This is a genomic window from Acinetobacter sp. Swhac1 (genome assembly GCF_013390985.1).
GTDB classification, from domain to species: domain Bacteria; phylum Pseudomonadota; class Gammaproteobacteria; order Pseudomonadales; family Moraxellaceae; genus Acinetobacter; species Acinetobacter towneri.
Genome location: NZ_JACASN010000045.1, coordinates 1 through 11017, shown reverse-complemented (window position 1 = coordinate 11017; position 11017 = coordinate 1). Strand labels below are relative to the sequence as shown.

Below are 11017 nucleotides of genomic sequence, written 5' to 3'. Positions count from 1 at the left end.
GGAAGTACAAAGGTCGGGTGCATAAACTAAAGCCTGACCAAGCTGAAGCTTTACGACAAGCATGGAAGGAGGGGAAGTATCCATCGAAAATGGCATTAGGGAAAGCTTTTGGGATTAGTCGTCAGGCGGTATACCGATATTTACAAGTTAGTGAATAGCTTATTGGGATTAGCAACTAAATTTAGTTTAACTTATAAAAATCATGAAACACTGTTCGAATTTTAAGCGTGGAACATGAATAATCAATAAAAAGCCGCTCTGCTGGTGCCCTATATTTCAGAACGGCTTGCTTTAATATAATGATATTTAAAGAGAAATATCAAGCATTACGTATAACGTGTATTATGTTAATTTTAGGAAAAGTGAAAAATAATCTACAATAGAATCTACGAAAAATTGGCCATCAATTATGCCTGATTTCTCCAGTGGAAATAATTGGATTGTGAGATCCCCCACTCAAAATCATAAATTAGAAAGAATTGAAGCATTTCTTTCCAATTATGCTTATAAACCTCACCGACATGATACTTATGCTATTGGCAGGACTCTTTCCGGAGTTCAAAACTTTCATTACAAAGGTACATTGCAACATAGCTTGCCAGGCATGACTATGGTTCTACACCCGGATGAAAAGCATGATGGTGAATCAGGAACATTAGATGGCTATCGCTATAGAATGATTTACATCGAACCAGCGATGATCCAAACCATTTTAAAGGGTAAACCTTTGCCTTTTATCAGACATGGCTTAAGTAATGATATTCGCCTGTTTAGGGCAATGGATAGCTTTCTAAATAATATAAATAATTATATGGATACCCTAGAAGAGGAAGATGCTCTATTTGATTTGGCAACTACACTGTGTGAAATTTCAGATACTTCATCTAACCAAAACAAAAAATTTGACTACAAGGCAGCAGAGAGAGCGCGTGAGTGTATTTTGGCGTATCCACATGAAAACTTAAGTTTGTCAGATTTAGAGAAACATGCTGATCGTGACCGCTGGAGCCTTTCTCGTGATTTCCGATTATTATTTGGAACTAGCCCACACCGTTATATGATCATGCGTCGCTTAGAAACAGTTAAGTTCTACCTTGCTCAAGGGGAGTCTATTGTTAATGCTGCTTTAAATGCAGGCTTTTTTGATCAGAGTCATATGACCAGACATTTTATAAAAACATTTGGTTTAACTCCCACTCAATGGAAAATGATAAATATTAAAAGATAGCCGTTCGATTTGAACGGCTAATTTGTCCTACAGCAGATTTATTCCATTAAGAAAATCTTTGAACATAAAAAGCCCTGATAAAATCAAGAGTATACCCATCAGCTTATTTAGCCGATTAAACCAGATAGGATTAGCAATTTTGTTGCCTAATACTTTTCCAACCAGAGCATAGGTGAATGGTGCGCCAACAGCACCAAGTGAAATCAGTAAAGAAACTATCAAGATCATGATTCCTGTGATTTTGGCTGCAGGGTACATAATTGTCGTAACAGGTAGAATGACGAGAATGGCTTTTGGATTTAATAACTGAATAAATAAGCCATTTAAGAATGTTAGATGGCTTTCTTGCTGTTGAGTTGTTTCTACATTCGCCCTAATCATTTTTATAGCCAAGTAGAATGTATAAATTGCACCCGCTAAAGCAATATAATGAATCAATCCATGTGGAATAACAGCTTCACCTATATAGCCAAACAATACGAATAAGATCAACATGGCGAAACCAATGCCTAGGTAAAATCCTATAGTCTTTTTTAATTGACCTGTAAGGCCAGAATTTAGCCCCATAAAATTTACAGGGCCTGGGCTATACATAACGCTTAATGTATAAAGAAATATTTCCACAGAGTTCACTCAATTAGATAGCAATAAACATCAAAGAGAGAACGGTATCGAGTTATAGGCCTTAAAGATTGTACGTTTGTGCTGAACTAATTAAAAATTTCTATTTAACTTATGTTCACCTAAAGTTCACTTCATAAGTGTATAAAGAAACTATGTATTGTATTTTCAATTGCTTATATAAATATTAGTCTTGGTTTAGAATTTTAAAGTTCATGAACTATGAGAAAAAACTAAGATACGATCAAAATTGTAGAACAACAAAATTATTTATACTAATTTACAAGCCACGCTGTTTAAGCGTGTCATTAAAAAATAAATCTTTTAATCTCTCCACACAATCTCCACACAATCTCCACACAACATCAGCAATTCATAAACACTGCTATTTCAAAATAGTAGTATCTAAAACCCCCCCTCTGAAAAAGCATGTCAACACATTATCATTTAATAGGTTCAATACTTATTACAACTGTACTTTTAATCGGCTGTACACAAGCCAAAGATGCTGAACAGTCCCCAACAGAAATGCCACCAGCGGTTGTCAGTACCATCACGGTATTACCGCATTCCATGAATTTAATTGAAAATCTTCCAGGCCGTGTTGTCGCTTACCGTATTGCTGAAATTCGCCCGCAAGTAGGTGGAATTGTTGATAAAGTACTTTTTAAGCAAGGCTCTTATGTGCAAGCAGGTCAACCGCTTTTTAAATTGAATTCTGAAATATTTCAGGCAGATGTAAAAAGCAATCAAGCCACTTTAAACCGTGCACAAGCTGAGGTGACACGTTTGCAGGTGCTGTTAAAACGCTACACTGAATTAGTAAAAGTAAATGCGGTTAGTCAGCAGGAATACAACAATACCGAAGCAGATTATCAAAAAGCAAAAGCCGATGTGGCGCAAATGCAAGCCATGTTAAGCAGACAACAACTTAATCTTAAATATGCGACTGTTACAGCCCCTATCTCGGGAACGATTGGTGAAATCTTAGTGACTGAGGGTGCATTAGTTGGTCAAGGTGATACTAATGCAATGGCCGTAATACAACAGATTAATAAAGTCTATGTTGATGTAAAGCAATCAATTAGTGATTATGAAAAACTACAGGAAGCTTTACAGCAAGGTGACGTGTCAAATACCAAACATACGGTTGAAATCCTAAATAGTCAGGGTAAACCTTATAACGTTACAGGTGAAATCCTATTTTCGGATACTAAAGTTGATCCTGATACGGGTGATGTCACAATCCGTATTTTAGCCAATAATGAAAATCAAAAACTTTTGCCAGGCATGTATGTTCGAGTCAATATGAGCCGAGCTCAAGTTGAAAATGCGCTCCTAGTTCCAGAACAAGCGATTCAACATGATATTAGTGGTAAAGCCAATGTTACGATTGTTAATCAAAAAGGTTTAGCGCAAAGCAAGCCTGTTCAGCTTGGTCAACGTTATCAAAATAACTATGTGATCAAACAAGGGTTACAAGCAGGTGAGAAAGTCATTGTTGAAGGGGCTGATCGTATACAGCCTGAGCAAAAATTAAAAATTAAGCAGTGGCAACCTACAAATATTAAGGAAAATGGAGGACAGCAATAATGTCCCAATTTTTCATTAGGCGTCCTATTTTTGCATGGGTGATTGCTTTATTTATTATTCTGTTGGGTGTACTAAGCATCCCCAAGTTACCTATTGCACGATTCCCAAGTGTTGCGCCACCACAGATTAGTATTACGGCAATCTATCCAGGTGCTACGCCAAAAACATTGAATGATAGTGTTGTGACCTTGATTGAGCGGGAAATGTCAGGTGTCAAAAACTTACTTTATTACAGTTCAAGTTCAGATAGTTCTGGAACAGCAACAATCACCGCAACATTTAAACCAGGTACAGATGTAGAACTTGCACAAATTGATGTGCAAAACAAAATTAAAGCCATTGAGTCACGCTTACCTCAAACAGTGCGACAACAAGGGCTGATGGTCGATGCTGCGTCGTCTGGTTTTTTAATGATGGTGGGCTTAAGTTCACCGAATGGCAAATATAGTGAAATTGATGTCAGTGACTATATGACTCGCTATGTGATTGAAGAATTAAAGCGGGTTGACGGTGTTGGTAAAGTCCAAAATTTTGGTGCTGAAAAAGCCATGCGGATTTGGGTCGATCCAGATCGTTTGGTTTCTTATGGATTGAGTATTCAAGATGTGAATACAGCCATCCAAAACCAAAACTTGCCGATATCACCAGGTCGTATTGGTGATGTTCCTGCTTTGACGGGGCAACAAATTACTATTCCTTTAACTGCTCAAGGTCAATTAGAAACTGTAGAGCAATTCAAGAAAATTAGTTTACGTGCTCAACAAAATGGCGCCAATGTTCGACTGTCGGATGTCGCTCGTGTCGAAATCGGGGCACAGATGTATAACTTTGCGATTTTAGAAAATGGCAAAGCCTCTACAGCTGTGGCGATACAAATGAGTCCTGGTGCCAACGCTGTCAAGACTGCAGAAGGTGTTAAAGCGAAAATTGAACAGTTAGGTTCAGCACTGCCTGATGGTATGAAATTCTCTATACCTTACGACACTGCACCTTTTGTAAAAATCTCGATTGAAAAAGTAATCATGACATTGCTTGAAGCTATGGCATTAGTTTTTATTGTCATGTTTATCTTTTTACACAATGTTCGATACACCTTAATTCCGGCGATTGTTGCACCGATTGCATTGCTTGGCACATTCTCAGTCATGCTGCTTGCTGGTTTTTCGATTAATGTGCTGACCATGTTCGGTATGGTGCTTGCGATCGGGATTATTGTCGATGATGCGATTGTGGTCATTGAGAATGTTGAACGCATTATGGCGACAGAAGGCTTATCTCCAGTTGAAGCCACATCTAAAGCCATGAAGGAAATTACCAATCCGATTATTGGCATCACCTTAGTGTTAGCCGCTGTATTCTTGCCGATGGCATTGGCGTCAGGCTCAGTGGGGATTATCTATCGTCAGTTCACCATTACCATGTCGGTTTCAATTTTATTCTCAGCTTTCCTTGCACTGACATTAACCCCTGCGTTATGTGCAACGATGTTAAAACCGATTGATCAAGACCATCAGAAAAAGGGTGTTTTTGCATCGTTTGATCGCAGTTTTGAGAAGCTGAACAATCGCTATGAACGCAGTTTATTTAAAGTAATTAAACATAAAACCCTCGCAATGTTATGTTTCTTAGGCATTGTCATTGTGCTGATTTTTAGTTTTAAACACGTTCCGACTGCGTTTATGCCAGAAGAAGATCAGGGGTGGTTTATGACTTCGATTCAACTTCCTGCGGATGCAACTCAAGAACGTACCCGTAAAGTCGTTGCTGAGTTTCAAAATTATTTAGACCAAGAAACGGGGATTAAAGACAATATGGCGGTCTTAGGTTTTGGTTTTAGTGGATCTGGTCAGAATACAGCGATGTATTTTACCAATCTATTGCCATTCGAAGAGCGTACTATTACGGCACAAGAAGTCGTGAATAATGCCAATATAGCGATGGCTGAAAGTTCAGAAGGTCAAACCATGTCTGTGTTACCACCAGCAATTGATGAATTGGGTAACTCATCTGGTTTTTCACTGAGATTATTAGATCGTGGCAATATTGGCATGCCTGCTTTAAGAGAAGCACAAGATCAGCTTTTAGCATTAGCAGCACAAAGTAAAATCGTGGCGGAGGTCTATCCTGAAGGTTTGCCAGATGGCAGTTCTGTACAGCTTAAAATTGATAGAGATAAATTGCAGGCATTAGGTGTTAATTTCAGTGATGTGACCGATATTATTTCAACCTCAATGGGTTCGATGTATATCAATGATTTTCCAAATCATGACCGTATGCAGCAAGTCATTGTGCAACTTGATGCCAAATCACGCATGAGTATTGAAGATATTCTTCAGATTAAGGTGAACAGTCAAAGCGGTAAATTGGTTTCAATGTCTGAAATAATTACTCCAATTTGGCAACATTCCCCACAACAATACAATCGTTACAACGGTCGTCCATCATTGAGTATTTCTGGCAGTCCAGCAGCAGGTATATCTTCAGGACAAGCCATGACTGAGATGGAAAATTTGATTGAACAACTTCCGAAAGGTGTGGGTTATGAGTGGACTGGGATTTCTCTAGAAGAAAAACAGTCGGAATCACAAACCTTGTTTTTATTACTGTTGTCGATGTTAGTCGTTTTCCTTGTCTTGGCAGCGCTTTATGAAAGCTGGTCAATTCCATTCTCTGTGATGCTAGTTGTCCCTCTAGGGTTGATTGGCGCCTTTTTAGCAGTAATGTTACGTGGTATGCCAAATGATATTTTCTTTAAGGTCGGCATGATCACGATTATTGGTCTATCTGCAAAGAATGCTATTTTGATTGTTGAGTTTGCAAAAGCACTAAGAGAAGAAGGAATGGGTTTAGTGGAGGCAACCGTTGCAGCCGCTAAATTGCGCTTACGTCCAATCCTAATGACATCTTTGGCATTTACCTGTGGCGTTATTCCTTTAGTCATTGCCAGTGGCGCTAGTTCTGAAACTCAAAAAGCGATTGGTACAGGCGTCTTTGGCGGCATGATCAGCGCAACAATTCTAGCTGTTATTTTTGTACCGATTTTCTTTATTGTCGTCATGAGCATGGTTGAGAAATTCTCGAAACGTAAAGCGGCACATTAAGCATCAAAACTGAGAATAAAAGCTGTGGGTTAACGAGTTTAGCCCACAACAAATCTTTCATTTACATCTTTATTTCAGAATTGATTTAATAAACCATCAATATAGGTTTAATCATGAAAGCTACCAATCTTGATCCGAAACGCTGGTGGATATTGCTCGCTGTCGTGCTTGCATTTCTGCCGATTGTGATTGATATGACTGTACTGCATGTTGCGGTTCCCTCATTAACCCAATCGCTGAGTGCCACAAGTAACCAAGTCTTATGGATTATTGATATTTATCCATTACTTATGGCTGGACTTTTAGTTCCGATGGGAACTTTGGCTGATCGTGTCGGCAATCGTAAGATTCTGCTGATTGGCTTGGTTATATTTGGAATTGCCTCAGTCCTTGCGGCATTTTCCCAAACGGCTTCTATGCTGATTGCCGCACGTGCTTTATTAGCATTAGGCGGTGCCATGATTATGCCCTGTGTATTGGGTATTATTCGCAGAACCTTCGAAGACAGTCGCGAACGTGCCATTGCGCTGGGTATTTGGGGCACAATCGGATCAGCCGGTGCCGCCATTGGACCGCTCATTGGTGGGGGATTGTTAGAATATTTCTGGTGGGGTTCAGTTTTCCTGATTAACGTCCCAATCATGCTGGTTGTCGCACCAATGTGCTATTTCTTATTGTCCCGAAAAGAAGCTATAACCCCTGGACATTGGGCATTTGGTCAAGCGCTATTGCTGATTGTCGGTTTGATTTCGTTTGTATATGCACTAAAAGCAGGCTTAGGCGGTAAACAGTCGTTGTTGATTGTCTTGCCTTTGGTCGTTTTATCTATCGGCTTATTAACCATATTTGTACGCAAACAGCTGAATTCTCCTCAGCCGATGCTAGATCTTTCGCTATTTTCACGTCCTGCTATTTTAGCCGGCATTATTATGGCAATGGTTGCTGCAGGCGCTTTGGCAGGGGTTGAGTTAACTTTGGCAATGGAGCTGCAATATGTCATTCGTTTAACACCGCTGCAAGCCGGTCTTTTTATGGTTCCGATTATGGTTGCGGCCGCTATTGGCGGGCCTATTGCTGGTTTTTTATCCAATAAATTTGGACTCCGTCTGGTTGCGACCATGTCATTAATATTGGCAGCAATTGCGTTGGTCAGTTTGAGTTATTCAGATTTTCATCATCCGGGAATCATCGTTCCCTTTATTTTAGCTTCGATTGGATTAACACTGAGTATTGGTTTAACAGCTTCATCCATTGCGATCATGGGCTCAGTACCTGCAGAAAAGGGCGGTGCGGCAGGTTCACTTGAAAGTACAGGTTATGAACTGGGTACAGGACTAGGTATTACTTTATTTGGTGTTTTCATGGCCTATATATTTGGCAGTCATCTTCAAGTGCCGTCAGATTTAACTGCTGTTTTAGCAGAAAAAGCCAGACTTTCGATTGGTGATACCTATTTAGTGGCGAGCCAGTTACCCGTTGAACAAGGTACAGCATTGATTAACGCAGGTAAAATTGCCTTCAGTTCAGCTCATGTTAATTTATTATTAACAGCAGGGATTATCATCGGGATACTCTCCATTGTGGTATTTTTTATGCTAGCTAAATATCGAGATGAGAATTCATTGTGATGAAATTTATTTGAGGATCATCAAACAGAATGGTTAAGTTCAGACATCAATTTATCTTAAATTTATGGTTTAAATTAAGCCGTATTAATCTGAACTTAACACATTATAAATGAGTTGATGTCTTACGATTTAGTTGAATAGTAAAACAGCTGCCACCTAAGTTTTTGGATTTAGAATAATAAATATGACCTTGGTGTGCTTCAATAATTGCATCAATCACTGCCAAGCCTAATCCAGTACCGCCATCTAGACATGATCTAGAGTCTTCCAGTCGATAGAAGGGTTTGAACAGGTGTTTAAGATGCGATTCATCAATACCAGGACCTTCATCTTCAAACGTCAATACCCAATGTTCTGCTGTGGTTACAGATGTAATATTTATTTTTCCAGCATTCGAATATCTTAGAAAGTTAGAGAACAATGCAATAAAGACCTGTTCCATCCTTCTTATATCAACGCAAACCAATTTATCCGTCAAATTTAAAACAATAGTTAAACCTTTAACATGAAACCGTTCATTAAACATCTGCAGACATTTTTCAATACTATTTTTTAAATTGGTCTTTTCTAGTTCTAATCGTAATTGTTTATTTTCAATAAGTGTCAGTGTCCGTAAATCTTCCACAAGGTAAGATAAGCCTTCGACTTGGTTCAATAAGCTTAGGTGTAAAGCTTTATCGGCAATAAATATACCATCGACAATACCTTGCAAGCGACCTTGTAATATTGTCACAGGTGTTCGTAATTCATGTGCAATTGCAGCATTCCAAACAGTTGAATTCTTAACTGATACTTCAAGTTGGTTTGCCATTTCATTGAAGTTCTCAATAAGAGACTTGATTTCATGTGGAATATCATGATGTGGCTGTTTAATTCTGAGTGCTAAATTGCCTTGTTGAATTTGTTGAATAACATCTGCTAAATCACTAATTGGCTGTGTATAGCGTTTTCCATATTTAAAGGCGAGGATAGTAGAAAGAAAAAAGCCTGTTAATAGCACTAAAAACAGCCAGATAAAGTCAACGGAGGTAACTGAAAATTCATTTGAATTAATAACTTGTGTATTTAGAAAACCTATTTTTATCGCCCAGCTATAAACAAAATAGCCAATCATGAAAGATAACAGCGTAATGCCTAAATTGAATAGGCTCATCATGATAATAAACTGGAAGTTAATTCCAACAGAATTTTTAAAAAAGTTAAATTTCATGATTTTGATCTAAGCGATACCCCACGCCACGGACATTGATTAATAAGCCATTTACATCATTTTCTTCAAGTTTTTTGCGTAATTTGCTGATATGGCTATCTACAGTGCGATCTAAAGCATCACTTTCAGGCATACAGTTTTGGATCAATTCATTACGTGTAAAGACTTTATTCGGTGTTTTTGCCATCAAAAACAGTATCTTATACTCAGTTAACGTAAGGTTGAGCAACTGATTTCTTTGACCATTTGAAATGTAAACTTGATGATGATCTGGATTAATTTCAATATTTCTATAACGAATAATATTAGTTATTTCCATATTTTGGCTTGTACTTCGTCTAAGTACGGCTTGTATTCGTGCAATCACTTCGTTTGGGTTAAATGGCTTAATAATAAAGTCATCAGCACCCATTTTTAGCCCCATGATCTTATTCACTTGATCATCTAAGGCAGTCAGCATAATGACAGGTAAATGACTTGTTTGACGGATGATTTGTAGAATTTCCCAGCCATTTAGTTTGGGTAATTTAATATCAAGGAGAATCAGGTCGATAGAGTTGGCTTTTAGGCACTCTAAAGCTTGTTGTCCATCCAATGCACGGATGACCTGCATGTTTTCATTTTTTATGTATTTTTCAAGAATGTCACCAATATCATAATCATCTTCTACAACGAGAATGACGCTGTTTTCGAAGCTGTGCTGTAGATTTGGATACATATATTTTATCTTAGATGAAGTAGCTATGCATTTTAACATTTAATTGTGTAATGGAGATGATTAGACGAGCAGTCATTTATATTTGTAATTGAGGGGTGACATATAATAAAATTCGTTGCATATCAGTATTAATGAACAAAATGTCAATTATCATTCATTTAACATAATGGCTGTTATACGAAACGAGAGTGTAACTCCAAAATAGAAATGTCCGGTTTCTCCAAAGTAAAAATGTCCGCTTTTAGAATATGCACTTTTGCAATTTCGTTAGCGGACGGTTTGATATGTTGGTGTCTATGTCGGATAAAGAACTTAAACGATTGTCGGTCTTGCAGGAAATCTGCGATCAACGCATAACTCAATCCCAGGCTGCTCAGCTACTTCATATTTCAGAACGTCAGATCAGACGCTTACTGCAGAAATACAAAGCTCAAGGTCCCGCTGCATTAGCCCATGCCGGTCGTGGCCAAATCAGCAATTCCAAACTTCCTGAAGAACTCAGACTCAAGTGCCTCAATATTGTTTCTGATCAACTCCATGGTTTCGGACCCACTTTAGCGCATGAAAAGCTCACCACCGTACATGGATTCGATCTTTCAGTAGAAACCCTGCGTTCCTGGATGATTGCAGCTGACTTATGGATTCCTCGATCCAAGCGCCTAAAACGCCCGTATCAGCCTCGTTACAACCGGGATTGCTTTGGTGAACTGATCCAAATTGATGGCTCATATCATGACTGGTTTGAAGGACGCGCTGCTAAATGCTGTCTGCTGGTGTTTATCGATGATGCTACAGGAAAATTGCAGCATTTACGCTTCTGTGAATCAGAATCAGCCTTTGATTATATGATTTCAACACGCTTGTATGTTGAGCAGCATGGTAAGCCGTTGGCATTTTACAGCGACAAACATTCAGTCT

The 11017-nt window shown here is 38.6% G+C and carries 9 protein-coding genes; 6 read left to right on the top strand and 3 right to left on the bottom strand.

The annotated features are described in order from the left end of the window. Both HX743_RS14740 and HX743_RS14735 read left to right on the top strand, forming a co-directional pair. On the top strand, nucleotides 1-158 hold a 158-nt coding region (locus HX743_RS14740; protein WP_178319579.1), incomplete at its 5' end, for a recombinase family protein. Between the two features lie 251 nt (nucleotides 159-409). Next, on the top strand, nucleotides 410-1228 hold the full coding sequence (locus HX743_RS14735; RefSeq protein WP_032073151.1) for an AraC family transcriptional regulator: 819 nt from the start codon (nucleotides 410-412) through the stop codon (nucleotides 1226-1228). 27 nt (nucleotides 1229-1255) lie between these two features. Here HX743_RS14735 and HX743_RS14730 read toward each other — a convergent pair whose 3' ends face one another. After that, the gene (locus HX743_RS14730; RefSeq protein ID WP_074163998.1) at nucleotides 1256-1852 is read right to left on the bottom strand and encodes a LysE family translocator; all 597 of its coding nucleotides are present in this window, start codon (nucleotides 1850-1852) and stop codon (nucleotides 1256-1258) included. Nucleotides 1853-2278: 426 nt separating this feature from the next. Here HX743_RS14730 and HX743_RS14725 point away from each other — a divergent pair, with 426 nt between their 5' ends. The 3 genes from HX743_RS14725 (at nucleotide 2279) to HX743_RS14715 (ending at nucleotide 8171) form a co-directional block, all read left to right on the top strand. Continuing rightward, nucleotides 2279-3442, top strand: a complete 1164-nt coding sequence (locus HX743_RS14725) for an efflux RND transporter periplasmic adaptor subunit (RefSeq protein WP_032073150.1) — start codon at nucleotides 2279-2281, stop codon at nucleotides 3440-3442. Continuing rightward, complete coding sequence (locus tag HX743_RS14720) at nucleotides 3439-6543, top strand: multidrug efflux RND transporter permease subunit (RefSeq protein ID WP_270915313.1); 3105 nt, start codon at nucleotides 3439-3441, stop codon at nucleotides 6541-6543. Before HX743_RS14725 ends, HX743_RS14720 begins: the two co-directional genes overlap by 4 nt. A 113-nt stretch (nucleotides 6544-6656) precedes the next feature. Continuing rightward, a complete protein-coding gene (locus HX743_RS14715) occupies nucleotides 6657-8171 on the top strand; it encodes an MFS transporter (RefSeq protein ID WP_032073148.1) in 1515 nt (504 codons plus the stop codon). A 103-nt stretch (nucleotides 8172-8274) separates the two neighbouring features. On the opposite strand, the gene adeS is transcribed toward HX743_RS14715, so the two are convergent. Both adeS and adeR read right to left on the bottom strand, forming a co-directional pair. Next, on the bottom strand, nucleotides 8275-9381 hold the full coding sequence (gene adeS / locus HX743_RS14710; protein ID WP_032073131.1) for a two-component sensor histidine kinase AdeS: 1107 nt from the start codon (nucleotides 9379-9381) through the stop codon (nucleotides 8275-8277). Then, nucleotides 9371-10099, bottom strand: coding sequence for an efflux system response regulator transcription factor AdeR (adeR, locus tag HX743_RS14705; protein ID WP_032073130.1), 729 nt, complete (start codon nucleotides 10097-10099; stop codon nucleotides 9371-9373). Before adeR ends, adeS begins: the two co-directional genes overlap by 11 nt. A gap of 296 nt (nucleotides 10100-10395) precedes the next feature. On the opposite strand from adeR, the gene HX743_RS14700 reads away from it, so the two are divergent. Further along, nucleotides 10396-11017 (top strand): ISNCY family transposase (locus tag HX743_RS14700; protein WP_178319578.1); only part of this gene is annotated, 622 nt, incomplete at its 3' end.

Coding starts and splice junctions, on each gene's coding strand:
- HX743_RS14735 (WP_032073151.1), top strand. CDS start 410: ATGCCTGATTTCTCCAGTGGAAATAATTGGATTGTGAGATCCCCCACT.
- HX743_RS14715 (WP_032073148.1), top strand. CDS start 6,657: ATGAAAGCTACCAATCTTGATCCGAAACGCTGGTGGATATTGCTCGCT.
- adeS (WP_032073131.1), bottom strand. CDS start 9,381: ATGAAATTTAACTTTTTTAAAAATTCTGTTGGAATTAACTTCCAGTTT.
- adeR (WP_032073130.1), bottom strand. CDS start 10,099: ATGTATCCAAATCTACAGCACAGCTTCGAAAACAGCGTCATTCTCGTT.
- HX743_RS14725 (WP_032073150.1), top strand. CDS start 2,279: ATGTCAACACATTATCATTTAATAGGTTCAATACTTATTACAACTGTA.